This is a genomic window from Glaciecola sp. 2405UD65-10 (assembly GCF_048820975.1).
GTDB lineage: Bacteria > Pseudomonadota > Gammaproteobacteria > Enterobacterales > Alteromonadaceae > Glaciecola.
On the sequence record NZ_JBMEUF010000001.1, the window covers coordinates 2,549,521 to 2,575,439 of the forward strand.

The following is a 25,919-nucleotide window of genomic DNA, read 5'->3' on the forward strand; positions in this document are numbered from 1 at the left end:
GGATTGATTCATTTACTGCAAATACTCATCAAACATGTGCAAATTTATCGCAAGCACTGTATATTAACACAGTGTTCGTTCATTTAAGATATTAATATGCCTCGCAAAACGTTGCCTACTTTTTATTATCACAGCCATTTTTTGGAGTTTTTAGAGTTTGTGCGCGGCCCAAGTGCCCACTTGCTCAACCAAGATCAAAAAGCGTTTTTATCTTTATTTGATACTTTAGATACCTTGTGCCAGTGCACCTTAGTTCGCTTACTTAACCGCAAAGGCCGCGTGGTTAAAATTGCGAGTTTAGTATTTGCAGAAATTCCTAGTATTGAACAAGAGCTTAATAAGCTAGCGCAACATGGGCTAGTAAGCGCCTTACAAACAAACCATCACTCTGATTTTATTGCTGCCTTAACAAAGGCGGAGTTATTTGATTTATACACTGAATGCGCTGATGCAAACATGCCTGCTATTAAGAAAAGCATTGCAAAACCTGCCTTGCTTGAAAGCTGCGCTAAGCTTAACCGTGAACACGTAGTGGCTAGTGTGCTTGCACAGCAGTATGTAGTGACACAATGCGAGCATCACATTGCTTATTTCTTGTTTCTTTACTTTGGCCACAACAAAGGTTTGTTAAACCAATTTTCAATGCGTGATTTAGGGCTTATGAGAACCCGCGATGAACAAGCGCAAATGCAATCAAGGTTCAGTGATTACGAAAGCGCATTTAGCAGCTTTAGCTTACAAAGTATTGCGCAAGCGCTTAAAAACCAATGCTTTAATAGTATTGCGGATATAGAGCAATTTTCACTCGCTTTACCAACAGCCCACGGCGAGCAAGCGCAGTCGTACTTAGATAAAATCAACTTCTTACTGGCTAAACTTATGCTTAACTTTGATGCCAATAAAGCGCTTAATATAGCCGCAGGAGTTAATTCGGCGATAGCGCAGGAGTTTTGGTGCCGCCAAGCCTATAAGCTTGGCTTAAAAAGTGACGTACAGGAAAAGCTTGAAGCAATCATTAATGACCCATTATCAGAACACATATTGCAGTTTGCTGAAGATTTCCTAGCGCGCAAGTACAAACAAAAGCGCACCAGTGTATTGACCGATATGCTGCGCGAAAATAACCGCCATTTAAGTATTGATGAAACCTACAAAGGTGCGGTTGAAAGCGGTGTTGTAGCTTACTACAAAGCGCGTAACATTGAAGCATGGCGCACCGAAAATACACTATGGAATAACCTATTTGGTTTAGTGTTTTGGCATGAACTATTTAATTTAGAGGGTTTGGGTTTAGCCACACCTTTTGATCATCTTCCCTTATGTATAAAGCAGCAAAACTTTATGTCCCTTGCTGAAAATGAAATTCAAACAAGGCTGGCCGCTTTCGATACAAGCAACGCTTTGTATTTACATTTAACCAAAAGTGCAGCAGCACATTTTGGGAAAAGCCAGGGTATAGTGCGCTGGCATCCATCTATGCTTGAAAAGCTGCAGATTTTAGTGACCCATGCACCGCTTGAAGGTTTAAAAAAGCAGCTTTTACTTATGTGCAGTAACTACAAACTTTATAACGATGGCTACCCTGACATAATGGTGCTTGAAAATAATAAACTGCGCTTTGAAGAAATAAAGGGCACCGGAGACAGTTTAAGGCGCAATCAACTCGCCCAAATTCAGGCGCTTAAACAACATGGCTTTGATGTGGGTATTACTACGGTGGAGTACCAAGTAGATCCCATGCAAGCCTATGCAGTAGTTGACATCGAAACCACCGGTGGACGTGCGGGAAATCATAAAATAACCGAAATAGGCATTGTTAAAATGGTTAACGGTGAAGTTGTAGACCAATGGCAGAGCTTACTTAACCCCCAGCGACGCATTCCTGGCATGATCACTCGCTTAACAGGCATAAGCGATGACATGGTTGCCGATGCGCCTTTGTTTATTGATATAGCCGATGAGCTTGAGCAGTTTACAGAAGATTGCGTTTTTGTAGCACACAATGTGAATTTTGATTATGGCTTTATACGTGAAGAATTTGCTCGAATAAACCGCCATTACAAACGCCCTAAACTATGTACCGTACAAACTATGCGGCAGCACTATAAAGGCCTTGCTAGCTATTCATTAGCTAACTTAAGCAAACACTTTAATATTAACATGCAGCAGCATCACAGGGCTTTATCAGACGCTATAGCAGCGGCAGAGTTATTGAAGCTAGTTAACCAAGCTCGCATGGCTGAGCAATAAGTTAAAAAATGTAAGCCGTGTGGGTAATCTAGTTTTGATTTAATTGCGTAAAAACAGTGAGTATATTATTAGTTAGCGATAGGCATAATGGATAAACACAATTTATCACCTGAGGATACATCACGAATCATTGAAATGGCGTGGGAAGATCGCACGCCATTTGAAGCAATTGAAAGGCTTTACGGTTTTAGCGAATCGCAGGTTATTAATTTGATGCGCAGTAACATTAAGCGCAAAACATTTAATAACTGGCGGGCCAGAGTAACAGGGCGTAAAACAAAGCACAGCAAGTTGCGCAGCCCCGATGTATCGCGCGGCTATTGCGCCACGCAATACAAGCCAGTTAGAAAACGCTAGTTTAGAAGCCCTCTAGTACCAGTTTGCCAATAGCCGTACCTGACTCAAGCTCACTGTGGGCTTGCTTTAAGTTTTCGGCGCAAATTTTGCCCAAGTTTTTACCTAAAGTGGTTTTCACTTTGCCTTGGTCTATGAGTTCGGCCACTTGGTTAAGCAAGTTGTGCTGTTCAATCATATCGCTAGTGGTAAACATAGAACGCGTAAACATAAACTCCCAATGCAAAGAAATACATTTGCGCTTTAATAAGCCAATATTAAAAGACGCAGGGTCGTCAATTAGCCCTATTTTGCCAAAAGGCTTGAGTACTTCGGTAAAAGCTTCTACGTATTTTTCAGTGCCGTTGAGGCTGGCTACGTGACTTACGTCGCCAATATTCAGCGCCTTAACTTGGCTAACTAAGTCTTTAGTGTGATCAACCACAAAGTCAGCACCTAAATCTTTCACCCAATTAGCGGAAGCCTCGCGTGATGCACTGGCAATAATGGTGGCATTCGTTAAAACCTTAGCGAGTTGAATAAAGATAGAACCCACTCCACCGGCAGCACCAATTACTAAAATAATAGGCTTGCCGTCCTCACCGTTTGCTTCATTGGATAGTGGAATAGATAGCCCGTTGAAAAGCAGTTCCCACGCAGTAATGGCGGTTAATGGCAAAGCCGCGGCTTGGGCATCGTTTATGCTTTTGGGTTTGCGCCCTACTATGCGCTCATCTACGAGTTGATACTCCGCATTGCTTCCGTCACGCGTTAAATCACCTGCGTAATACACTTCATCACCCACAGAAAACAATGAAACATCATTGCCTACCGCTTCAACAACGCCCACGGCATCCCAACCAATTACCTTAAACTCACCATTTTCTGGTGGCATGTTTTGTCTAATTTTGTAGTCAACTGGGTTTACCGATATGGCTTTTACCTTAACCAGTAGGTCTCGGCCGCTAGCCTGAGGTTTAGTAACTTGAATATCTACTAATGAATCTGCCTCACTAATCGCTAGGCTTTTTTGAAATCCAATGGCTTTGGTTTTTATATTACTCATGCTGCGCTCCATGTTTGGCAGTGGCTACATTACGAATTATTACTAGGACTACATACTACCGCTTGAATACAAAATTATTAACCGCATAATAATAGAATGATTATCAATAGATATTTGAAAATATGCTACTAGAAGATTTGCATGTAGTGCTAAAAGTGGCCGAGTTTAAAAGTATTACCGCTGCTGCGGCTAGCTTAGACATGCGTGTTGCTACGGCAAGTGCCGCGCTGAAAAGGGTTGAGGCTAATTTAGGCACAGAACTATTTACCCGCACCACGCGCAGCTTAAAGCTATCTAGTGCTGGCGAGCGCTACCTTCCGCAGTGTGAAGAAGCACTTGGCCTGTTGTTAAACGCCAAACAAAACATGAAAAGTGAACAAGGTCTAATAGACGGCGAATTACGTATTGGGGTGTCTTCTGATTTGGGACGCAACATAGTAGCGCCATGGCTTGACCAATTCATGCAACAGCATGCCGGCATATCGCTTAAACTTCATTTAAGTGACAGCAATATAGATTTTTACCGTGACCCAGTCGACATTGCCTTGCGTTACGGCCTACCTAATGATTCAAGTTTGTATGGCTTTAAAATTTGCAATGTTCCTCGCTTACTTTGTGCGTCGCCTACTTTTATAGAAAAGCACGGCGCGCCAAAACATCCTAATGAATTAAGCCAGTACAACGGTTTGTTTTATCAGCTTTACGACATTGTAAATAACCAGTGGGAATTTTCTAAAGGCGAAAACAACTTTAAAGTGAAAATGAAAGGAAACCGCGCAACAAATGACGGCGACATGGTCAAACGCTGGTGTTTAGCAGGGCATGGGCTAGCGGTTAAATCAGCCCTTGATACTTCTGAATTTTTATTAAATGGAGAGCTAGTAAGGGTAATGCAAGGCTACCAGCACAAACCATCAGAGCTTTGGATTGTGTGCGCTGGCCGCCAATCAATTACCCCAGCGGTAAGATTAATAAGAGACCAACTCCGAGAAAAAACACTTGGCGTGTTAAATGAACTTGCGCAAGCTAAAATACTCCAAAAGGGAGAGTTTTAAGATAAACAAGCGCAACTTTTTGTTACCTTCAATCGTTTCTGCAAGCAGAGGCGTTGAATCAAATTTAAGGCTATAAATTATGCAACAACTACAAATTGATATTGTGTCAGACGTTTCATGCCCTTGGTGCATTGTGGGTTACAGTGCACTTAAAATAGCACTTGAGCGCATTAAAGATGATGTTTCTGCCAATATTACTTGGCACCCGTTTGAGCTAAATCCACAAATGCCCAGTGAAGGCCAAGAAATTAATGAACATCTGGGTGAAAAGTACGGCATTGACCAAGCGCAAATTGATCAAAACAGAGAAATGATAAAACAGCGCGGCGCCGATGTTGGTTACGACTTTGGCGTGCGCGGTGGTGGTCGAATTTACAATACGTTTAATGCTCATAGATTGTTGCACTGGGCTAAAAACTTCAACAAACAAACCGAGCTTAAACTGCGCTTATTTGACTTGTACTTTCAACAAGCAGGTGACCCAAGTGATCATAAGCAGCTATTAAAATGCGTGGAAGATGTAGGCTTGCCGTTAAGCGAAGCGCAAAACATATTAAACAGTACTCAGTTTGAAGAAGATGTTCGCAAAGAGCAGCAGTATTATCAGTCTATGGGAATAAGCTCGGTGCCCGCAGTGATTGTAAACCAAAAGCACTTAATTAGCGGCGGCCAACCAGCTGATGTTTTTGAACAGGCGCTGGTTCAAATTAGTCAAACACAAGTACAACAATCATAATTCTAAATGGCTATTGTGCCTAAGTCGTATAGCCTAAATTAAAGATGGCATGTAATAGTAACGCTCATGTTTACACGTCTAATGATTTAGATTATTCAGAAAAGAAAAGCGAGGCAAATTATGTTCAATGCAGTAGTAATAAACAAAGACGACACCGGCTACTCGGCTAATTACCAAACAGTAAATGAAGGCGACTTACCAGCAGCTGACGTAAGCGTTAAGGTTGCGCATTCAACCTTAAACTACAAAGACGCCCTAGCAATTACGGGCAAAAGCCCTGTTGTGCGAAGTTTTCCAATGGTAGCCGGAATAGATTTTGCTGGTGAAGTCACGCATTCAGACTCGGCTGACTTTTCTGTAGGTGACAAAGTAGTGCTAAATGGCTGGGGCGTAGGTGAACGCCACTGGGGCGGGCTGTCAGAACAAGCCTGCGTAAATGCAGATTGGCTTGTTCCTTTGCCCAAAAGCTTCAGTACCGAGCAAGCTATGGCAATTGGTACCGCTGGATATACCGCTATGCTATGCGTAATGGCCTTAGAAAAACAAGGCGTGCGCCCGAGTGACGGCGAAATTTTAGTGTCGGGCGCAACCGGCGGTGTGGGTAGCGTAGCCATTGCCATACTAGCAAAACTGGGATACACCGTAGTAGCACTCACGGGAAAACTTAGCGACGAAAGCTACTTACGTAATTTAGGTGCCAGTGAAATCATTCACCGCGACGAATATTCATCTCCTGGCAAACCTATGATCAAAGAGCGCTGGGCAGGCGCAATTGACGTAGTGGGCAGCCATACGCTGGCAAATATTTGCGCATCACTTAAATATGGTGGTTCGGTAGCCGCTTGTGGTTTAGCAGGCGGTATGGACTTACCGGCTACAGTTGCACCATTTATTTTACGCGGTGTTAAGCTAATAGGGGTTGATAGTGTAATGTGCCCTAAAGCACAGCGCTTAGAAGCATGGGAGCGTTTAGAAAAAGACTTAGACGTAACTAAGCTAGAAGCTTTGAGCCAGTATATAGGGCTTAGCGAAGCTATTGAATATGCCAATAAGTTTATGGACGGCACGGTCAAAGGAAGGGTCGTTGTTGACGTAATGAAGTAAAATTAGAACGTAAAAAAAGGGCTTAAATAAAAATTAAGCCCTTTTTTATGTATCCGTTTTATTTCAGCCTACGCTATTTACATAAAGCGCGCTAAGTTGCTTTTTAGTTTATTGACGTTTGTTTCTAAGTCTTTAAAACTAACGTCGGTTTGCTCAGCATGATGCGATAAGCTTTCAGAGGTTGTTGCCAACATACTGGTAGACTTTGAAATCTCAGTAGATGCAATAGACTGTTCTTTAATGGCTGACGAAACCGACGCCATGTTGTCACTTACCGAAGTAATGCTTGCTACTACTTCGTCAATAATACTCAAGGTTGAATCAGAAGAAGCGCCCACCTTGTCAGAAGTACTTAAACATACTTTCATTTTCTCAACCGATAGGTTCGAATCTTGAATTAAAGAATGCGTAATTTCACTTATTTGTGCGGTATTATCTTTAGTACGCATAGCGAGCTGTCTCACTTCATCGGCTACTACAGCAAAGCCTCGACCATGCTCACCAGCTCGAGCTGACTCAATGGCCGCATTTAACGCCAGTAAGTTAGTTTGATCAGATATTGCCGTTATTGAAGCCATAACGCTTTCAATTTGCTGGCACTTTTCAGACAAGCTCATAATAGACGTAGATGTTGTGCTTAAATCTGTTTTAAGCGAGCTTACCTCATGATGCGAATCAACAATAATAGACTTTGCTTTATCACTGGCATCACGCGCTGTTTTTGAAATTGAATTAACATTTGCGGCTCTATCAGAAACCGATTCATTGTTCGCGGTCATTTCTTCGGTTGCTGCGGCAATGGTTGATACTTGCCCACTAGTATCTAAACTTGCTTGTTTTACGTCACTTGCTAGGCTGCTAACAGTACCTGATACGTCCCAGATATTTTCTGCAACTGCTTTAGTTTGATTGATAAATGTTAAGAACGATGAAATAAGCGTGTTAAATTGCTTAGATGTAGTGCTGTATTCTGGCACTTCTACATGCAAGTTAAACTGCCCTTCCGTTTCCATAATTTTGTGAATAGCGTCTTGCAGTTCTACCGCTTCTTTACCATCTTTAAAAGCTTGGTGGTTAATGACGCATAAAATTGCGCCCTCGGCGATAGCAAATAGTGCATGAATTGCTAATATTGAAAGCGTTAAGTATTGCTCTTCAAATATGTATACAGGCACATTTGATGTTTGCAGGTAATAGAATAGGAAATGATGCACTGCAACCACTACTACACTGGATATAACCACTTTCCAATCACGATACACGGTAGTGACCGCCATTATCGCAAATATTTCGAAGTGCATATATGTAGCGCCCATGCTTTGCTCAATGTGCAAGGCAACAAACAACTGCGAGGCAATCACAGCCGCGTGGCGAGTATAAACCGCGTTGGGGCTTATCTTAAAAAGAGCCAATGGTAAAGCAATAATCACAAGGCCGGCTATAATGCCAAGGCCAAGGCTATCGGTAAAAAAGCCAATTACGCCGCTCAATACCAATTGGATAATTAACACAATTTTATATGTTTGATTGCCCTTTTCGAACCATGGATATATTTTCATAAGATAGAAATAAATTAAGTGATTGATTTTTTTCTTTATCGGCTTTTTTCAGCTTATATTAAGCACCTATGTAGAGCACCTTAGTAAGCGTTTGTTTTTTATGCAAAAATATAATAAATAATGAACATCAAAAGGGCATTTAAATTATCTAAACCCCTTGTTTGTGTTGCCTTTATCGCTACACGCGCTTGCGATTAAGGGCAATATCATCAAGAATGGTTCAACTAACAGCGCTAGATTCCACTAGGAACCACTTAAACCATGAAGCAAAGCGTATTATTTATATTTGCTGTTTTTTCATTAATGGCTTGTGAGCCGGCTCCTAAAAATACAATAGAAGCCAAGGCACAGGAATATTTTAATGTATACACTGAACGCCAGTCATTTGAGCGCTTCATAGCATTTTATGCACCCAATGCTGTGCTAAAAGATATTGTTTCAGGCGAAGAATTTGAGGGTAAAGACAAAATCAAAGCATTTTTAGATTGGTCTAAAGGCGATTTCGTTATGCCTGAGCAAGGCAAATTAATGAATGTTGATAAACAAATAGTAAAGGGAAATACAGTGGTTACCCAAGGGACCTTTCATGCCTTTACCTACAACGGGCAAAGCCTTGGTCCATGGGAATTTGTGATAGTGCAAGAATACAATGACGCGCAATTAATTATTAAACAAAGTGACTGGATAAACTACGCGTATTAGCTGCGGCTGTTGGCCAGTTATTAATTACCGTCATCCCCCCCTCCTTTCGTCATTCCCACCCTCCTTTCGTCATTCCCACGAAGGTGGGGACCTCCTAAAGTACTCTCGCACCATAAAGAGCCAGCTCAACGCTCAAGTTGGTCTATTAATCCACGTCTAAATTGCGCAGTTACATCAAAGTACCAAGTTGAACTTCGCATGGTTTCTGGGTTTTGTACTTTTATCGCTTGAATAGGTAAGTCATTTACATAAGTAAACGCTTGGCCGGTTGCCACCATTTGATGAAGCTGAATAAAGGCATATAAGTCAGGCGCGCTATTAATCACAAAAGGCGTTTGCGGGGTTTGCCCATTACCCGTTCGCCAAATAGCCTCAATAAAGCTATCAAGCACAAAGTGGTGGTAACGCCCTGTATCAATATCACTCATTTCAGTGGCGCAAATAGCCGCGCCATAATGACCCGTTAAAGATGTGTAGTTAAGTGCAAGTAAGGCTTGGTTTAGCTCAAAACACTTCTGCCAATTTTGTGCTTCCATGGAACTCTGAGAAAGTAACTTTGCTTTTTGCTCATTTTTGGCTGACGCTCCGTAAAATGACGTTAAGGGATACAGCTTTAGCAGAGTGTCGTAGTCTTGGGCGCTGGCTGAATTGTTTTTAATTTTAGCAATAAGCGCTAAGTAATCAGCATCACTTTTTTCATAATTAAGCACTTGGTTTTTTGAGGGTTCGTTATTGCTGTTTAGTGAATCAGTTTGATTGCTCGCACATGCTTGCAACAGCATAAACAAAACAATAAAAAGTATATATTTCATGAAAAAATTAACGCAATTAATTGAAATGAGGATGAGTTTGTATAGGCATGTTAAGCTCAGCACCTACGCCTTTCATTACACGTGCGGGCCCTATTATAGAGCCTTCGTTAGTAAGTGACCAATTACATAGTAAGCTAATACTACCTTTACGCAGTTTTCCGCTCCATGCGGTATTCCCATCTAGTTGAAGAGACGTGTATGAAAACACTTCCCAGCCTTGATCATGGTATTGGTCAATGATAGCCGTGAATTCAGTAATTGAAATACCTTCAATAATGTTGCGCTTATGCTTTTTGTATTGCCATACTACATATCTACGGCGCAAAGTTTTAAATACATTCATAATAAGCTAGCTTCCATTGTACCAATTGTTAATACTTATAAGCCTGAAACTCATTAAAGCAACATTACCAATAACTTACAATGCTAATTCGTCAATTTTATTGAGCAAGATAGTATGCATTTCTTTGCTGGCGTCGGCCGCTAAGGTAACGTAAGCCGCGCTTAGTAACTTATGCTTATATACTTCTAAGCTGATGTAACCCCGCATCCAATCTCGGCGAACAAAGCGTTGGTTTTCAAACAGCATATGCGCAAGCAAGGTTTGGTCTATATTACCGAGCAATTCACCATTTTCTCGCGCAGATTTTACTATGCCAATAGCGGTGTTAATTGATTTTTCATAAAGTACATCGGGAATTTCATGCTCAAATAAATCTTCCGTTTCACCTATAAAAAAAGCAGCTTTGTACAGGGCTTCATCACCCCTATATAAGGAAATTAAAGACTCAGTAAGTTGTTCTAACGCGAGTAAAGGAGAGCTTAGGTCAAAATCAAATAAGGTGCTTTGTGTTTTTTGTATCATGCAATCTACAATCACTTGAAACACATCTGCTTTCTTACCCAATTGATTGTTTATAGTGGGTAAGGTTACTTCTGATTTAGCGGCCAAGCTAGAAAGCGTGAATTGTATTGGGCCTAATTCAGCAATTAACTCACAAGCATCGCGAATCATTTTTTGGCGGCGCAAATGTGTGTTTTCGGAACGTTTTTCAACGCCCCTTTGGGGTTGTTTAGTATTCACGTTTTGTCGTCCAAATTTAATACATGAGCAAGCATGTACAATATTTGTAAATTTTATGTTGACTAAAATCTATATGACATGTAGATTTTGGTTAAGATAAAATCTACCCAGTTAAGCTAAGTTTGATAGTAAACCACGTACTGGAAAAAGATTAATCATACACACAGTATACGGCCTTTTTACAACTAAAGTTGTGGAAATGCACGTATTCCATAATTCATAAAGAGGAAAAGCCATGACTTCGTTTATTGAACACATGTCAACGTATGCCAAATATCATCGCGACCCACGCAACATTTTAACGCACATATTTGGAGTGCCTATTATTGTGTTTTCAGTAATAGTGTTGTTATCGCGCCCTACTTTATTTGTTGTTGAAGGCTTTGCTATTACGCCTGCCGTTATAGGCTTTGTATTATCAATGGCATTTTATTTGCGCTTAAACCTAGTGTTTGGATTAATCATGGCAGTGTTAATGGGGGCGGGTTTGTATTTTGCGGCCACCATTGCACAGCTATCATTAACAACTTGGTTAGCAACCGGTATAGCCTTGTTTGTTGGCGGGTGGATTATTCAATTTGTTGGCCATCATTACGAAGGAAAAAAACCTGCATTTGTTGATGATTTAGTTGGCTTGCTTATTGGGCCATTGTTCGTAACCGCTGAACTGTTATTTTTTATAGGCATGTTCAGCGAATTAAAAGCAGACATAGAATCCCGCGCTGGCATCATTAAAAAGCAAACGCCAAAACCTGTAAACGCGTAAATATATCTTCTTACACACAAAAGCCAGTAACAACTAGATTGTTACTGGCTTTTTTTATTCGCGTTTTTTAACGCTCAGCCTTATTCAGCCTCTGTATTCTTCTTTCCTTTTTGTACCAATATAAAGAACATAGGTACAAAGAAGATAGCCAAGAAAGTAGCAGCACACATACCACCAATTACCGCTATACCAATTGCATTTTGTGACTCGGCACCCGCGCCACTAGATATAGCAAGTGGTGTTACCCCCAATATAAATGCCATTGATGTCATTATAATAGGGCGGAAACGCTGCTTAGCTGCATTGGCAACTGCTTCCATTTTATCTACACCTTGCTCGCACTGCTCTTTTGCAAACTCAACAATAAGTATCGCATTTTTAGCGGCTAAGCCTACCGTGGTTAAGAACGCCACTTGCAAGTAAACATCATTGGGTAAATTGAATATATAAGCCGCCACTACCGCGCCCAAAATACCAAGTGGCACCACAAGTATTACCGATATTGGCACAGACCAACTCTCGTATAAGGCGGCTAAGCATAAGAATACCACTAACAATGAAATCATATACAGTTGGCCTGATTGCGAACCCGCAGCCTCTTCCTCATATGACAAGCCTGACCAATCTACACCAAAATCACCCGGTAGTTCACTCACCATTCTTGCCATTTCAGCCATAGCTTCACCCGATGACACACCTTGTGCTGGATTACCTTGTATATTGACCGACGCTATTCCGTTAAAGCGCTCTAACTTAGGTGAGCCGTAAGTCCATTGAGTGCTCGCAAATGCGCTAAAAGCTACCATTTCACCCTTATTATTTCTTACGTACCACTTTTCTAAATCTTCGGGCACCATTCTATGCGGAGCATCAGCTTGCATATATACGCGTTTAATTCTGCCGTTATCAACAAAGTCGTTTACGTAACTTGAACCCCAAGCTATTTGCAAGGTACTGTTTATATCATTCAAAGGAATACCAAGGGCTGACGCCTTTTCGCTATCAATGTCTATTTTAAACTGCGCCACATCAGACAATCCATTAGGCCTAACACCGGTTAGTTTAGGGTTTTGCGCTGCCATACCTAGCAGTTGTCCTTTTGCTTTCATTAACGCCTCATGCCCTGCGCCGGTTCTATCAACCAGTTGCATATCAAAGCCTGTAGCATTGCCTAATTCACGAATTGGCGGCGGAAGTATAGGAAAGGCGGTTGCATCTTGAATTTGAGAAAACGCACCATACGCTTGATTTACAATTGAAAACGCCGAGCTAGATTCATCACGCTCGCTCCAGTCAACCAAATGTACAAAACCCATCGCCGCATTTTGTGCTTGCCCTGCAAAGCTAAAACCTACAACCGTAAATAAGTCAGAAGTCACGTCTTCATGAGTATCTAAGAAAAAGTCTTCTGCTTGTTTCACTGATTCAAGTGTACGCTGTGCCGTAGCACCTGGTGGTGCACTTAGCAGCATCATTATGCTGCCTTGGTCTTCGTTGGGTAAAAATGAACTAGGTAAACGCATGAATACAATAGCCATTACACCTACCAGCGCACCATAAACCACTAAATATCGCTTTATTCTGCTAGCAATGTGGGTAGTTGCACGTGTATAGCGATCGCGTCCTTTATTGAAATTCCGATTAAACCAACCCGCAAATCCTTTGTTCTTGTCTTTGTTTGGATCATGCGGCTTTAATAGCGTGGCACACAATGAGGGTGACAATACTATTGCCACCAGTACAGAAAACGCCATTGCCGACACAATAGTAATTGAGAATTGACGATAAATAGCGCCCGCAGAACCAGTGAAGAATGCCATGGGAACGAATACGGTTGAAAGCACCGCCGCAATACCTACAAGGGCCCCAGTAATTTGCGACATTGATTTTTTAGTGGCCTCTTTGGGTGATAAACCCTCTTCCTCCATTATTCGCTCAACGTTTTCTACCACTACTATGGCGTCATCCACTAACAATCCAATGGCAAGTACCATTGCGAACATGGTTAATACGTTGATGCTAAAGCCAAAGGCATATAACACGGCAAATGTGCCTAGTAAAACCACAGGCACAGCAATAGTAGGAATAAGCGTTGCACGCCAGTTTTGTAAAAACAGCAGCATCACTAGAAACACCAGTACAACGGCTTCTATCAAGGTTTGTACTACTGATTTAATTGACAATTCAATAAAGGGTGACGAATCCAAAGGATAAACTACTGTTACGCCATCAGGCAGTGTGCTTTTTAGCTCTTCAACACGTGCTTTAACGCGGTCAATGGTATCAAGTGCATTCGCCCCTGTTGATAGACTTACTGCCATACCCGAAGCTGGGCGGCGTTTATAACGCACAATTACATTATAAGATTCAGCACCTAGTTCAACACGCGCTACATCGCGCACTCTAACTTGTGAACCATCGGTATTTACCCGTAGTACAATGCGCTCAAAATCTTCAGCAGTTTTTAAACGCGACTGTGCTTGAATAGTGGCATTAATTTGCTGGCCTTCAATAGCAGGCATACCACCTAATTGGCCGGCTGATACGTCAGTGTTTTGAACCGTAACTGCGTTTCTTACATCCACCGGCGTTAAGTTAAAGCTATATAATTTGGCTGGGTCTAACCAAATTCTCATTGAACGCTGCGAGCCAAATACGCGCACGTTCCCAACGCCATCAATTCTAGAAATAGGGTCTCTAAACTGTGATACCAGCATGTCACTTAAATCAAACTGGCTAATATCTTCGTTGTCAGAATAAAAACCAACTACCAGCGCGAACGAATCATTGGATTTGGTTACCGTTACGCCTTGCTGCTGAACAGGGTTTGGGAGTAAAGAAATAATCCCCTGTACTTTGTTTTGGGTTTGTACCTGGGCAATGTCTGGGTCAGTTCCGGGTGCAAAACTCAAGGTAATAGACATGGAGTTGTTTGCGCTACTTGATGAAAAATAGCTTAAGTTATCAATCCCTGACAAACTCTGCTCTACCACTTGGGTGACTGAGTTTTCAACGGTTTCAGCTGACGCACCAGGGTATGTAGCTGTAATCGAAACAGTTGGCGGCGCTACTTTAGGATATTGCTCAATTGGCAACGAGCTAATAGCCAACACTCCCAGTAACATTGTGATAATCGCAAGCACCCAAGCAAATACGGGGCGGTCAATAAAAAAGCGAGCCATAAATAAGCCTTCCTAATACACGTAAATAGTAAAAAAGTGAATCAAACGAAACTAAGAGCCTAGCTCCCTTCCCACGGTTTCGTGTTAACGGTTTGGTCTGGTCTTACTTTTTGATACCCCGCCACAATAAGTTCATCGCCTGACTTTACGCCTGAACTCACTACATAATTAGCGCCAATACTTTTAATAGGTGTAATGTTAATTGCTTCAACTTGCTTGTTGGCATTCACAATATAAACACTTAGCTGGCCATTTGCTTGGCGCATAGTGGCACGCTGCGGCACTAGCACAGCCTCACGAGCACCAGTATGCACTCGCGCTTTTACGAATAAGCCTGGCAACAACATTCCATCTGGGTTAGGCACAATGGCACGCAAAGTAACGGCGCCAGTTGTTTGGTCAATTGTAACTTCTGAGAATTTGAGCTTACCTTTATGTTTGTATGTTTCGTTGCTGTTCTCATTAACTAACACTGAAACAGGCAATGCTTCTTGTTGCTGCATTTCACGACGTAACTCTAATATGGCTTTGCCAGACTCTTGCATGTCTATGTAAACAGGGTCAAGTTGGGTAATGGTGGCCAGTTGCTGAGCTTGGTTACCGGTTACAAGGGCGCCTTCGGTTACAAACGAGCGGCCAATTCGGCCATCAATAGGTGCGTACACTTTGGTGTAATCTACATTAACTTGCGCAACATCTACCTGCGCTTCTGCCACACTAATGTTGGCGTTGGCTTGGGCATTTTGTGCAATTACATCATCATATTCTTGCTGGCTAACCGCGTTTCTTGATACCAAGTCTTTATAACGTGCGGTTTTTGCTTGCGATGTTTTTTGATTAGCCAAAGCGCTTTTTACATCGGCAATGGCACTATTTAGCTGTGCTTTGTAGCGTGCATCGTCAATTTGATACAACTGCTGCCCCTGCTTAACTAATGCGCCTTCTTCAAATAAACGCTTAGTAATAACGCCATCAACCTGCGGGCGTACCTGCGATTGTTTGAAAGGAGTTACACGCCCCGGCAAATCCATAGAAAGATCAACTTTTTGCGTTTCTAAGGTAATAGTAGATACCGTGGGAGCTGGCTGCTGCGCTTGGGATTGAGCATTGTTGCTGGTGTCACCACATCCATAAATAGAACCAGACAATACTAGCGTAAGTACAGATATTCGAATTGAATTCATAAAGCAAAACCTTTAAGGCAAGAACATGTAAGTCAGAAAAATTGGGCTAGACAAGCACCAATTGATTAAGGTATCGTAATATACATACACGAATGTATGTTGTCAATTTAACGCTGCAAGAAATCGTGTTTTATAGAACACCTAACTTGGAGTTATTACTGGGAATGAGAAAAACAAAAGAAGATGCAGATGCTACCAAACAAGCAATACTTGATGCAGCTATCTTATTATTCAGCGAACACGGCGTAGCAAAAACCTCATTAGAGAAAATTGCCAAACAAGCAAATGTGACCCGCGGTGCGGTATATTGGCATTTTGCCAGTAAACAAGAAATTTTTGAGGCGCTACATGATCAATTACACAGCCCCTTTATTCAAACCATTGTAGATGGCTTAGAAAACATTACCAGTAATCCCATAGAGCAACTGCAAAAGGTGTGCACCGACATACTCATTGATTTAGAAATTAACGAAGCTAAGCGTAAAATTGCAACGCTGTTTTTATTGCGCTGCGATTATTCGGGTGAATTTGCAGAAAGCAAAGCGCGGTTTAATGCTAAAAAAGCGCAAAAGCATGCGTCATTGTCTAAATACTTTTCAAAGGCAATTGAACAAGGCATTTTTTCAAAAGACACCGATTCAACTATTTTAACCATTGGTTTAAGTGCTTATTTACGAGGTCTAGCCGTAGAGTACTTAGAAGACCCTTCAGCGTTTTCTATGCAGCGCAAGGCTGCCAGATTAATCCAAATGTATTTGGGCAATTTGCAATGTAACAAATAAAATGTTGTATTGGTGCATCCAATTTCTGACTCATCCCGTTTAGTGTAAAAATGGAAAAGGACATTGAGCATGACAATAGAACACGAAGATTTGTTACCGCTTTTACAAAAAACAGCCGCAGGTAACCAAGCCGCTTTTGAATCCCTTTATGCAAATACAAGCGGCCAGCTATATGCTGTAGCGCTCAAAATGCTTAAAAATCAAGAGAGCGCTGAAGAAGCTACGCAAGAAGCATTTATTAGCGTTTGGCATAAGGCATCATACTATCAAGAGGGCCAAGGCACCGTACTTACTTGGCTTGTTAGTATAGTGCGTTACCGAGCACTCGATATTATTCGCCACAAAAAAGTACGCAAAGAAGATGAGTTGAGTGACAACGAACTAGGCGACACTATGGAAGATAGTGCCTCAGATCAGGGCTTTCATGAACAAGGCCTTATAGCACACCCTAAGTTAGATATGTGCATGGATGAATTAGACAACCAGCAAAAACAGGCCATTCATTTAGCTTATTTTAACGGCCTTTCACATTCTGAAGTGGTTCAGCATTTAGCCTCACCCTTAGGCACCATTAAGAGCTGGATACGCCGCGGCTTAACCAGTTTACAAAGGTGTTTAAGCTTATGAATTATACTAATCCAACATTAATTTCGGCTTTATCAGCAGAGTACGTATTAGGCACATTAAGGGGTAAAGCCCGTGACCGGTTTGAACGCTTAAAGTTTTCTAATCCAAATATTTTAAGCGAAGTGGCTTATTGGGAAGCGCAGTTAAATCAAATGTCGTTGCACGTTAAACCTATGCAACCCCATGCGAAAGTTTGGGATGAAATAAGCAAGCGTATTGGTTTCACTGTCACAACTTACACAGAGCAGCCCCAAGTGAGTGCTGAAAAACCTGCTATTAAGCATATTGATGTGCAGCAAAATAGTGGCTGGAAGTGGTTATCGGGCTTTGCTACTGCAGCGAGTTTGGTACTTGCCATTTTACTTAGCATTAATTACACCAGTGAAGTTGAGCAACCCGTGCAAAGTGTAGCGGTAATTAGTAATCCTGACGAAGTGCCACTTTGGTCATTTGATATTACGCCTGAATACATAGGGGTTAAAACCACCAGCGAAGTACCACAAATGGCAAACAATGATTATCAATTGTGGATTGTGCCGGCTTCAGGGGAAGCACCCATTTCAATAGGCCTTATGCAGCAAAATGGTAGCTACAAACTTGATAAACCGGCTGTTTTTGATCAAATAGAAATAGCGGCTATTGCGGTTAGTAAAGAGCCTTTAGGCGGTTCTCCTAACGGTTCGCCCACCGAAGTATTATACGCTACAAAACTAGCCATACTTTAAGCTTACTGCAAAGCAAACTGCAAATTTTCAATGACTTAAAAGACCTTTAGATGCATCTCTAAAGGTCTTTTTTTTATGCGTTTAAATTTAATTTACTTTTTTTGCATCCAATATGAAACCCGCCGCGTTTGGCTTTTTGCAACTTAAATTAATTCCAAAAGGAACTGTTATGCAAAAGACTAAAAGATTGACTACCACGGCTACATTAGCCGCACTATTTGTTGCCGGAGCTGTAAACGCATCAAGCCACCGAGAAGCGCCAAACATTACGCGTTTCCCTACTTTAGATTCAACTGATTTTTACGTTTTCAATAGCTATGAAGATGGCCGTGAAGACTACGTTACGTTAATTGCAAATTACATCCCACTACAAGACGCTTACGGCGGGCCTAATTACTTTGCAATGGATCCAGCTGCCACTTACAGCATTCATATTGATAACGATGGTGACGCCGTAGAAGACATTACTTTTGCATTTAACTTTACCAAAAGCTTGCCTAATAACAACGAAGGAATAGCCTTAACAGTTGGCCCAGCTGACAACCAGCGCACTGTTGCCGTTCCCTTGATCAACATTGGTGGCGTAAGCGCTGGCAACACGCAAAATGCTAACTTTAGTGAGAGCTATGAATTAACGATGATTTCAGGTGACATGCGCACCGGCAGTAAAGAAACCATAGCGAATACAGGCGCTGGCACCAACTCATTTGGAAAACCACTTGATTACGTGGGGAATAAAACTTTCACTGACATGCAAGGCTATATGGCTTATGCAAATACCTTTATTCATACCATTAGCATCCCAAATTGCGATGCCGCTGGTAAAGTATTTGTAGGCCAGCGCAAAGACCCATTCGTAGTGAATTTGGGTAAAACCTTTGACTTAGTAAACTATGTGCCAGTAGAGGGCGATAGCGCGCCGGGTGCTGGCGATGCAGGTGGTTTTCCTAACGGTATTACGCAAAGTGATAGCAACGATGATTTAGCTGATAAAAACGTGACCAGTATTGCCATTGAAGTACCCAAAAGCTGTATTACAGGTTCAGGTAACGGCGTAGTAGGTGCGTGGACTAGCGCAAGTTTACCACAAGCGCGTATATTAAATCCCAATGCAACATTCTCTAAGCCCGATGTGAACGCAGGTGCACTAACGCAAGTGTCACGCCTAGGTTCGCCTTTGGTGAATGAACTGGTGATTGGTATTAGTGACAAAGATACCTTTTCGAGCTCACACCCAAGTAACGACGGCCAGTTTGCTGACTATGTAACGCACCCTTCTTTGCCTGAGCTACTTAATATCTTATTTAAAGATGCGGTGAATACTACTTTAGGCACTGATATTGAAACCCTAGCGCCAACTAATTTCCCGCGCACGGATTTAGTTGCTGCGTTTTTAACAGGTGTAGAGGGCGTTAACCAACTACAAACGGTAACACCATCAGAAATGCTGCGTTTAAATACCGGTATTGATGCAACTGTTGCGGCTGAGCAATCGTCTTTTGGTGTAGCTGGAAATGATTTAGCAGGTTTTCCAAATGGCCGCCGCCCTGGTGATGACGTAGTTGATATTGCCCTACGTGTGGTAATGGGTGCGCTTTGTCATGATATTCCCGTTGCCGGTGAACCAACCAACTTAGGTTTTTGTGCGCCAGAAGATGCAAGTGTTGGCAACGTGCCATTTACCGATGGTGCGCCTGTAAACGCTAGCATGATGATGGAAAGCTTCCCATATTTAGCTAATCCTATTGCTGGCTCAGAATAGGGGGTAACACTATGAAAACTATTCATTCTATGAAGAAAGTAGCATTGTTGGTGGTAATAAGCACAAGCTTAAGTGCCTGCTTTGATGACAACGACAAACCAAAGGTGAACCAAGCGCCAAATGCTGAATCAATTAGTGTAACGACTCAAACTGAGGTAGCCATTGTTGATTCATTGGAAGCGAGTGATCCGGAAAATGACCCGCTAACGTTTGCACTTGCTGACTCAGCCATGTTTGGTGAGGTAAGCATTACAAGCGCTGGGGTGTTTTCATACCAGCCTTTTAATGAAATTACTGGCAGCGATAGTTTTACGTATACGGTAAGTGATAACGCAGGCAACACGGCAAGCGGAACGGTAAGCATTGAGATAAACGCTTTGGAAGTATCCGCAAGGCAATTTGCCCGAAACGTTTTCGCAGCAGATGAAAGTGATGAACCCGCTAGAGTAAACGGAAGAGTGTTTATTCAAGACAGTGTGGATCAAGCTGACTTTCAAGATTTGCTCGATAACAATTAGTTGAGCTGGCCAAGGACGGCCCTTTTTTAATTATTCTAGGTACTTTTTATGCGCCTTATACTAACTGCAATATGCACTATTTTACTAAGTGCTAATAACGCTTATTCGCAAGAACCAGCTGAATTTGTGCCCGCTGATAATAACTTCGTGATTGCCTCTTTTGACCCAAAACAAGCACCCCAACACATAGACGAAATTCTCGAGCAACAAAGTGATGACACCTTAGGCCGCATTGCTTTTTTATTAAATAATGCAAAATACGTTGGCAATAGCCAGTTTTACGATAAAGCAAATAGCTTACTAGATACTGTTGAAGCCACCGGTGCTAAGGCTGCGCAAGTAATGTATTACCAAGCCATTATTAAACAACATTTTCATGAATTTGATGACAGTTTAGCTATATTAGACAAGGTCATAGTAATTGACCCAAGTAATAACAACGCACGCTTACTGAAAGCTAACTTACTTGCCATTAAAGGTGATTTTGCTAAAGCAAAACAAGCCTGTTCATCTTTAGTGGGCGCTGCTGAACCTATTGTAGTGGCAGCATGCAAGCTTAATACTGATGCGCAAGCCGGCTCAGATGAACAAATCGAAAAGGCACTCGCTGAGTTAACAAAATTCAATGAACGTTTTCCAAGCTCAAGCCCAGAAACAGCTAGCTACATAGCAGAAATTCAAGCCAGTATGGCCGTTTATATAAAGCAATATAGCCAAGCGAATGATATACTCACGCCTTTCACGCACACCAAGCAAACCGTTAGTTTTTGGGTGCTTTACAGTGATGTGCACCTTGCCTTAGGTGAGCCGAATAAAGTGCTTTCAACGCTTTCTTCCATAGTAGACCTAAGTGAAACGAAAGATGATGCATTACTTTTACGCTTGGCTATGGCCGAAAAAATGCGCAATGTAAACCCAGCAAAATGGGACGAGCAAATTCGCCAAAGGGTTAAGTTAAGAATTCTTCGACAAGATGAAGAACACGCGTTTGATATTGCTTTATATTATATGCATATTGAAAAGCAAATGGATAAAGCCTACGAATGGGCTAAAATTAACTGGCAGCAAGCCAAGCTGCAAGAAGACAGCGCTTTATTAAGTAAAGCGAAACAACTCGCCATGGACGAATCACAATGAAATACCTTACTCTTTTAAGTTTACTTTTTATTAGTTTTCAATGCATTCAGCAAGCCAGTGCGCACGAGTTGAGTACCAGCTACGTTAATGCAAACATTGAAGGCGATGGCCGTATTAACGGTAAACTCAAAATAGACGTAATAGAGTTAAAAGAAGTACTTAATTTAGACAGCGACAATAACGGCCAGTTAACTTGGGGCGAAATCACTGAGCAAAAGGCTCGTATAAAAAATTACGTTGAAAACAATTTTAGTTTTTCACAAAACGCACTGCAATGTCCTTTGCAAATAAGCCAAGATGCGTTCTCATTACAACAGTTATCTGATAGCTATTTATTGCACATACCTTTTAGTGCCGAGTGTTCTAATGAATCTCAGGCAGGGGCATTGGCTATAAAATACAGCTTACTATTTGAAATTTCGGATAAGCACAAAGCGATAGTCTCAATTTTAGATACGCAAAATACTCATGAATACTTAGTGGTGTTTGATAAAAGCACGCAAGAACACAGTATTTCAAGCTATTCATCAAACACGCTTACTACTTTTCTTACCTTTGTGTATCAAGGCATATTCCATATTCTTATTGGAATAGACCACATTTTGTTTTTGCTCACACTGTTATTAACCATTAGTTTGTACTATACCCATAAACGCTGGCAAGCTATTGATAGTAAGGCAGATATTGTGAAGCGAACCATTTGGGTGGTGAGTGCATTTACAATAGCGCACTCTATTACGCTGAGTGGAACCGCATTAGGATGGTTACCGGTATTTGGCAGCTGGGTAGAAGTTGTGATTGCCGCCTCAATCTTATTCAACGTGGTAAATAACCTGTTTCCAATGGTTAGGCGTTTAGGCTTAATTACCTTTATTTTTGGTTTGATTCACGGCATGGGATTTGCCGGCGCACTTGCAGAGTTAGGCTTTCCCGAACAGCAGCAAGTGGTATCAGTGCTAGCATTTAATATAGGTGTAGAACTCGGCCAACTGGCCATTATAGCAATTTGCTTACCTTTACTTCTTTGGTTAAGAAAAAAAGCTTTTTACGCCAAAATATTGATGCCAAGCATATCGCTGATCATAGGGCTTGTTGCCTTATTCTGGGTATTTGAACGCATTTAGCAAAGTAGTAATTGCACAAGCCCCTGCAAAGCCGATACATATATGTGTGTCGGCTTTTTTTATACTTAATAATAGCTTATTGATATTAGCCAACACTTTACGCGTTATTCTTGCCGTGTAAAACTCCTTAAAATTGTACACAAATGCACCATAAACAGCGCGATCTGCAAACAAATATTTACAAGGCTCACAAGCTAAATCAATTAAGCGAAAGCATATGCAAAAAGTAAATACCACAAAAATAAAGGCTACAACCTTTCTTAAACAATTAAGAAAATACTTGTAAGAATGTTTTCGTTAATATAGGATTAACAAAATGGCAACATAAGACCTGTTTAATTCACACACAAGGGTTAAAAAAAATGGACACAAAACATTTATTTAAACAAGCTGCTTTGTCTATAGCAGTTGCGTCAGCATTCACTACCAATTTAGCTTTAGCGCAAGAAACTAACACCCAAGGCGCTGAAGCCGATGTAGAAATTATATCTGTAAGCGGTATTCGCGGCTCATTAATTAGAGCACAAGCAGTTAAGCAAGATAGCAGCAGCATTGTTGAGGCAATTTCTGCTGAAGACATTGGTAAATTACCTGATTCTTCTATTGCTGAATCTTTGTCACGTTTGCCGGGCCTAGCGGGTGAGCGAGTTGGCGGGCGCACTTCTGGTATATCGGTACGTGGTTTTAAAGAAGACTTTACCGGTACTTCATTAAACGGCCGCGAGCTTATTGGTATTGGTGACAACCGTGGTGTTGAATACGATTTATACCCTTCTGAAATAATGACCGGCGCAACTATTTACAAAACATCTGACGCGAGCCTTATGGTACAGGGCATTGGCGGTACAGTAGATTTGCAAACAGTACGCCCTTTATCAGCATCTGAAACACTTACCGTTAACGGTACATACGAAATAAGTGGTTCAGATTCAGATAACCCAGAATTTGATAACAAAGGTAAGCGTTTATCTTTGTCTTTTGTTGAAAAATTTGCTGACGACACCATTGGCTTGGCGGTCGCTTTGGCCTCAACTGAGTCTCCAAATAATCAGCGCAAATATGGCGTTTGGGGATACGGAACTCGTGATGGCGATGCGGATGAAATATTGCTTCCAGGCGGTATAGATACCGCGGCAGTAAGCACAAAGCTTGAGCGTGACACTATTTCAACTGTTTTACAATTCCGTCCAAATGACGATATTGACATTGTAGTTGATTACCTTGATATCGACTATTCTGATTCAGGTGTATTGCGTGGTTTCATTGAACCGTTCAGTGCAACGAATGTTGTGGGTTCTGGTGCTAATTCAACGGGTACACAAGTGGGTTCAAACCCCGTACTTCGTACTGACCCATTACAGAAAGACGGTGACTTACAAGTATTTGGTTTAAACATTGAATACGCCTTAAATGATGATTGGACCCTTGAACTTGATGCTGCTCGCAGCGAATCAAGTAAACGCGACTTGCGCGGCGAATCATATGCAGGTTTAGCTCGTGCTAATACTTTGTCGAGTGATGATTTTGGTTCACGTGAATTTGTAATGAGCCCTGATGGCATTTTCTTTACAAGCTCAAGTGGTTTAGAAGCGTTTTCTGATCCAACTGCATTACAACTTACTGGCCCGCAAGAGTGGGGTGGTGGTTTAGCTAATTTGGCTGATGACTTCACCAGTGATGTTTTAGATGTAAACGGCAACGAATTTAATTACTTGTCGGCGCAAGACGGCTTCTTAAACTTTGCGGACTTTAGTGAAGAGCTAACAACCGTTCGTTTAGAAGCTCGTGGCTTTGTTGATTTCAGTATTTTTGAAGCCGTAACATTTGGTGTAAATTACTCTGACCGCTTTAAAGATAAAGACAACAAAGGCTTCTTTGCTACCGCCACTTCTTTCCCTTTCTCTACGGCTATTCCTAGTGAATACGTATACGGCTTAGCTGATTTAACTTGGGCTGGCTTAGGGCAAGTAGTAGCTTATGACGGTTTTGCACCATATGAAGATGGCACCTACGAGCAAAGAGACGCAGGCCTACTAGAGCCTGACCGTTTAGGTGATACTTACGAAGTGAACGAAGAAGTGTTAACGCTTTATGTTAAAGGTGACTTTGTAACTGAAGTAGCAGGCCTAGCAGTAAGCGGTAACGTTGGTTTGCAGTATGTACAATCAGATCAATCTTCTAGCGGCTTCTTCGGTATTGTGGGTGAAAACTTCGCAGTATGTGATGCTGATGGTAACGGTGAAATTGATGCCTCTTGCTACATTTCAGATGGCGATGATTACAGCCACGTTTTACCTAGCCTAAACCTAAGTGTTGAGCTCAACGAGAATCAGTTTGTACGCTTTGCGGCAACAAAAACTATTTCTCGCGCACGAATTGACCAAATGCAAGCATCTCGTTTTGTTAAATTTGACCAAAACTTAGATTTAATAGTTACCACTGATTCATACGTTGAAGAAAATGGCGGCGGCCCATGGTCGAAAGTATCAGGTAACCCAACTTTGCGTCCACTTGAAGCAAATAACTTTGATTTGTCATTTGAGCATTATTTTGAAGACGAAGGTTATGTATCAGCGGCTGTTTTCTATAAAGATTTAGTAAACTGGACGCGTGATGATCGCCAGCTAATTGATTTCACAAACGATGCAACTGACGATGGCGCTAACTATTTCATCCCAGGTTTTCATGACCGCGTAGTCGCCGCTGACGGCGTTTACGGCCCAGAAGATACAGCTGTTACCGCTGGCACGCTTGTTACGCCACCTAGCCTAGGCTCGTATTCTTCATTTAAAGATGGCTTAACGGGTTCAGTTACCGGTTTAGAGCTAACAGCAAACATTCCATTTGGTATGTTCGCTGATGAACTTGATGGATTTGGTATTGCTGCATCAGCTACCTTGCTAGATGCAGAGTTAGATGATGGCACGTCGATTCCTGGCCAATCTGATGAAGTGTACTCATTAACCGCTTACTACGAAATGGAAGGTTTTGAAGTTCGTGTTGCTGCAACTGATCGAAGCGAATACAGCACTTATGAGCGTGGTGGTTCAAATAAAATTGCAACCGCTACTCGTAACGCCGTTACCTTGGTTGATGCACAAATAAGCTACGACTTTAAATACTCTGACATGGAAGCGCTACAAGGTTTACGCATTTCATTACAAGGTACCAACCTAACAGACGTTGATGAAGAAACAGTAGATGGCAACGGTATTGTTACCACGCGCCGTCAGTTTGGCCCATCATACAGCGTTAACTTTAACTACGCGTTTTACTAAGGGCTAAAGTAAAGATGCTTTAGCATCAAAGGCTCCCTATTAAAGCCCCAATATAATTTGTTAGCGCAAATTAATTGGGGCTTTTTCCATGCTAAAACACGTATAAATGATATATTCGATAGTTATTAGTGCA

The 25,919-nt window shown here is 41.7% G+C and carries 22 protein-coding genes; 15 read left to right on the top strand and 7 right to left on the bottom strand.

The features are described 5' to 3' along the window. Positions 1 to 96 precede the first annotated feature (96 nt). Positions 97 to 2,250, top strand: coding sequence for an exonuclease domain-containing protein (locus ACOI22_RS11260; protein WP_420672125.1), 2,154 nt, complete (start codon positions 97 to 99; stop codon positions 2,248 to 2,250). Positions 2,251 to 2,337: 87 nt separating this feature from the next. Beyond that, entirely contained in the window at positions 2,338 to 2,607 is a 270-nt protein-coding gene (locus tag ACOI22_RS11265) for a TIGR03643 family protein (protein ID WP_420672126.1), read from the top strand. Between the two features lies 1 nt (position 2,608). Here ACOI22_RS11265 and ACOI22_RS11270 read toward each other — a convergent pair whose 3' ends face one another. After that, positions 2,609 to 3,649 (bottom strand): zinc-binding alcohol dehydrogenase family protein, encoded by a 1,041-nt coding sequence (locus tag ACOI22_RS11270; protein WP_420672127.1) that lies wholly within the window; start codon positions 3,647 to 3,649, stop codon positions 2,609 to 2,611. Between the two features lie 122 nt (positions 3,650 to 3,771). On the opposite strand from ACOI22_RS11270, the gene ACOI22_RS11275 reads away from it, so the two are divergent. From ACOI22_RS11275 to ACOI22_RS11285, 3 genes are all read left to right on the top strand, one after another. Next, positions 3,772 to 4,704: a LysR substrate-binding domain-containing protein gene (locus ACOI22_RS11275; RefSeq protein WP_420672128.1), complete on the top strand. Its 933-nt coding sequence runs from the start codon at positions 3,772 to 3,774 to the stop codon at positions 4,702 to 4,704. Between the two features lie 76 nt (positions 4,705 to 4,780). Beyond that, positions 4,781 to 5,440 (top strand): DsbA family oxidoreductase, encoded by a 660-nt coding sequence (locus tag ACOI22_RS11280; protein WP_420672361.1) that lies wholly within the window; start codon positions 4,781 to 4,783, stop codon positions 5,438 to 5,440. A gap of 120 nt (positions 5,441 to 5,560) precedes the next feature. Then, a complete protein-coding gene (locus ACOI22_RS11285) occupies positions 5,561 to 6,544 on the top strand; it encodes an MDR family oxidoreductase (RefSeq protein ID WP_420672129.1) in 984 nt (327 codons plus the stop codon). A 77-nt stretch (positions 6,545 to 6,621) separates the two neighbouring features. Here ACOI22_RS11285 and ACOI22_RS11290 read toward each other — a convergent pair whose 3' ends face one another. Further along, positions 6,622 to 8,055 (bottom strand): methyl-accepting chemotaxis protein, encoded by a 1,434-nt coding sequence (locus ACOI22_RS11290; protein WP_420672130.1) that lies wholly within the window; start codon positions 8,053 to 8,055, stop codon positions 6,622 to 6,624. 309 nt (positions 8,056 to 8,364) lie between these two features. On the opposite strand from ACOI22_RS11290, the gene ACOI22_RS11295 reads away from it, so the two are divergent. Then, positions 8,365 to 8,805 carry a nuclear transport factor 2 family protein gene (locus ACOI22_RS11295; protein WP_420672131.1) on the top strand — a complete coding sequence of 147 codons (441 nt, stop codon included), beginning with the start codon at positions 8,365 to 8,367 and terminating at the stop codon, positions 8,803 to 8,805. Positions 8,806 to 8,930: 125 nt separating this feature from the next. Here ACOI22_RS11295 and ACOI22_RS11300 read toward each other — a convergent pair whose 3' ends face one another. The 3 genes from ACOI22_RS11300 to ACOI22_RS11310 all read right to left on the bottom strand — a co-directional run bounded on the left by ACOI22_RS11300 (position 8,931) and on the right by ACOI22_RS11310 (position 10,701). Next, positions 8,931 to 9,617, bottom strand: a complete 687-nt coding sequence (locus tag ACOI22_RS11300) for a DUF4919 domain-containing protein (protein WP_420672132.1) — start codon at positions 9,615 to 9,617, stop codon at positions 8,931 to 8,933. 16 nt (positions 9,618 to 9,633) lie between these two features. Beyond that, a complete protein-coding gene (locus tag ACOI22_RS11305) occupies positions 9,634 to 9,960 on the bottom strand; it encodes a hypothetical protein (RefSeq protein WP_420672133.1) in 327 nt (108 codons plus the stop codon). Positions 9,961 to 10,035: 75 nt separating this feature from the next. Further along, positions 10,036 to 10,701, bottom strand: a complete 666-nt coding sequence (locus tag ACOI22_RS11310) for a TetR/AcrR family transcriptional regulator (protein ID WP_420672134.1) — start codon at positions 10,699 to 10,701, stop codon at positions 10,036 to 10,038. Positions 10,702 to 10,936: 235 nt separating this feature from the next. Between ACOI22_RS11310 and ACOI22_RS11315 the strand changes: the two genes are divergently transcribed. Continuing rightward, the gene (locus tag ACOI22_RS11315) at positions 10,937 to 11,467 is read left to right on the top strand and encodes a DUF962 domain-containing protein (protein WP_420672135.1); all 531 of its coding nucleotides are present in this window, start codon (positions 10,937 to 10,939) and stop codon (positions 11,465 to 11,467) included. Positions 11,468 to 11,547: 80 nt separating this feature from the next. Here the strand turns inward: ACOI22_RS11315 and ACOI22_RS11320 are convergent, their stop codons facing one another. Then, positions 11,548 to 14,649, bottom strand: a complete 3,102-nt coding sequence (locus ACOI22_RS11320) for an efflux RND transporter permease subunit (RefSeq protein ID WP_420672136.1) — start codon at positions 14,647 to 14,649, stop codon at positions 11,548 to 11,550. 59 nt (positions 14,650 to 14,708) lie between these two features. Continuing rightward, positions 14,709 to 15,833, bottom strand: coding sequence for an efflux RND transporter periplasmic adaptor subunit (locus ACOI22_RS11325; protein WP_420672137.1), 1,125 nt, complete (start codon positions 15,831 to 15,833; stop codon positions 14,709 to 14,711). Positions 15,834 to 15,997: 164 nt separating this feature from the next. Here ACOI22_RS11325 and ACOI22_RS11330 point away from each other — a divergent pair, with 164 nt between their 5' ends. The 8 genes from ACOI22_RS11330 (at position 15,998) to ACOI22_RS11365 (ending at position 25,786) form a co-directional block, all read left to right on the top strand. Then, positions 15,998 to 16,615 carry a TetR family transcriptional regulator gene (locus ACOI22_RS11330; RefSeq protein ID WP_420672138.1) on the top strand — a complete coding sequence of 206 codons (618 nt, stop codon included), beginning with the start codon at positions 15,998 to 16,000 and terminating at the stop codon, positions 16,613 to 16,615. Between the two features lie 75 nt (positions 16,616 to 16,690). Next, positions 16,691 to 17,242 (top strand): sigma-70 family RNA polymerase sigma factor, encoded by a 552-nt coding sequence (locus tag ACOI22_RS11335; RefSeq protein ID WP_420672362.1) that lies wholly within the window; start codon positions 16,691 to 16,693, stop codon positions 17,240 to 17,242. After that, a complete protein-coding gene (locus ACOI22_RS11340; RefSeq protein WP_420672139.1) occupies positions 17,239 to 17,967 on the top strand; it encodes an anti-sigma factor in 729 nt (242 codons plus the stop codon). Before ACOI22_RS11335 ends, ACOI22_RS11340 begins: the two co-directional genes overlap by 4 nt. A 169-nt stretch (positions 17,968 to 18,136) precedes the next feature. Then, positions 18,137 to 19,729, top strand: a complete 1,593-nt coding sequence (locus tag ACOI22_RS11345; protein ID WP_420672140.1) for a DUF4331 domain-containing protein — start codon at positions 18,137 to 18,139, stop codon at positions 19,727 to 19,729. An 11-nt stretch (positions 19,730 to 19,740) separates the two neighbouring features. Then, on the top strand, positions 19,741 to 20,247 hold the full coding sequence (locus tag ACOI22_RS11350) for an Ig-like domain-containing protein (protein ID WP_420672141.1): 507 nt from the start codon (positions 19,741 to 19,743) through the stop codon (positions 20,245 to 20,247). Between the two features lie 48 nt (positions 20,248 to 20,295). Next, positions 20,296 to 21,384 (top strand): tetratricopeptide repeat protein, encoded by a 1,089-nt coding sequence (locus tag ACOI22_RS11355; protein ID WP_420672142.1) that lies wholly within the window; start codon positions 20,296 to 20,298, stop codon positions 21,382 to 21,384. Continuing rightward, positions 21,381 to 22,508, top strand: a complete 1,128-nt coding sequence (locus ACOI22_RS11360) for a HupE/UreJ family protein (RefSeq protein ID WP_420672143.1) — start codon at positions 21,381 to 21,383, stop codon at positions 22,506 to 22,508. Before ACOI22_RS11355 ends, ACOI22_RS11360 begins: the two co-directional genes overlap by 4 nt. Positions 22,509 to 22,870: 362 nt before the next feature. Beyond that, positions 22,871 to 25,786, top strand: coding sequence for a TonB-dependent receptor (locus ACOI22_RS11365; protein WP_420672144.1), 2,916 nt, complete (start codon positions 22,871 to 22,873; stop codon positions 25,784 to 25,786). Positions 25,787 to 25,919: the final 133 nt, after the last annotated feature.

What these genes read in the sequence shown, in the direction of transcription:
- ACOI22_RS11260 (WP_420672125.1), top strand. Translation starts at nt 97, where the DNA reads ATGCCTCGCAAAACGTTGCCTACTTTTTATTATCACAGCCATTTTTTG.
- ACOI22_RS11265 (WP_420672126.1), top strand. Translation starts at nt 2,338, where the DNA reads ATGGATAAACACAATTTATCACCTGAGGATACATCACGAATCATTGAA.
- ACOI22_RS11270 (WP_420672127.1), bottom strand. Translation starts at nt 3,649, where the DNA reads ATGAGTAATATAAAAACCAAAGCCATTGGATTTCAAAAAAGCCTAGCG.
- ACOI22_RS11275 (WP_420672128.1), top strand. Translation starts at nt 3,772, where the DNA reads ATGCTACTAGAAGATTTGCATGTAGTGCTAAAAGTGGCCGAGTTTAAA.
- ACOI22_RS11285 (WP_420672129.1), top strand. Translation starts at nt 5,561, where the DNA reads ATGTTCAATGCAGTAGTAATAAACAAAGACGACACCGGCTACTCGGCT.
- ACOI22_RS11295 (WP_420672131.1), top strand. Translation starts at nt 8,365, where the DNA reads ATGAAGCAAAGCGTATTATTTATATTTGCTGTTTTTTCATTAATGGCT.
- ACOI22_RS11300 (WP_420672132.1), bottom strand. Translation starts at nt 9,617, where the DNA reads ATGAAATATATACTTTTTATTGTTTTGTTTATGCTGTTGCAAGCATGT.
- ACOI22_RS11305 (WP_420672133.1), bottom strand. Translation starts at nt 9,960, where the DNA reads ATGAATGTATTTAAAACTTTGCGCCGTAGATATGTAGTATGGCAATAC.
- ACOI22_RS11315 (WP_420672135.1), top strand. Translation starts at nt 10,937, where the DNA reads ATGACTTCGTTTATTGAACACATGTCAACGTATGCCAAATATCATCGC.
- ACOI22_RS11320 (WP_420672136.1), bottom strand. Translation starts at nt 14,649, where the DNA reads ATGGCTCGCTTTTTTATTGACCGCCCCGTATTTGCTTGGGTGCTTGCG.
- ACOI22_RS11325 (WP_420672137.1), bottom strand. Translation starts at nt 15,833, where the DNA reads ATGAATTCAATTCGAATATCTGTACTTACGCTAGTATTGTCTGGTTCT.
- ACOI22_RS11330 (WP_420672138.1), top strand. Translation starts at nt 15,998, where the DNA reads ATGAGAAAAACAAAAGAAGATGCAGATGCTACCAAACAAGCAATACTT.
- ACOI22_RS11340 (WP_420672139.1), top strand. Translation starts at nt 17,239, where the DNA reads ATGAATTATACTAATCCAACATTAATTTCGGCTTTATCAGCAGAGTAC.
- ACOI22_RS11345 (WP_420672140.1), top strand. Translation starts at nt 18,137, where the DNA reads ATGCAAAAGACTAAAAGATTGACTACCACGGCTACATTAGCCGCACTA.
- ACOI22_RS11350 (WP_420672141.1), top strand. Translation starts at nt 19,741, where the DNA reads ATGAAAACTATTCATTCTATGAAGAAAGTAGCATTGTTGGTGGTAATA.
- ACOI22_RS11355 (WP_420672142.1), top strand. Translation starts at nt 20,296, where the DNA reads ATGCGCCTTATACTAACTGCAATATGCACTATTTTACTAAGTGCTAAT.
- ACOI22_RS11360 (WP_420672143.1), top strand. Translation starts at nt 21,381, where the DNA reads ATGAAATACCTTACTCTTTTAAGTTTACTTTTTATTAGTTTTCAATGC.
- ACOI22_RS11365 (WP_420672144.1), top strand. Translation starts at nt 22,871, where the DNA reads ATGGACACAAAACATTTATTTAAACAAGCTGCTTTGTCTATAGCAGTT.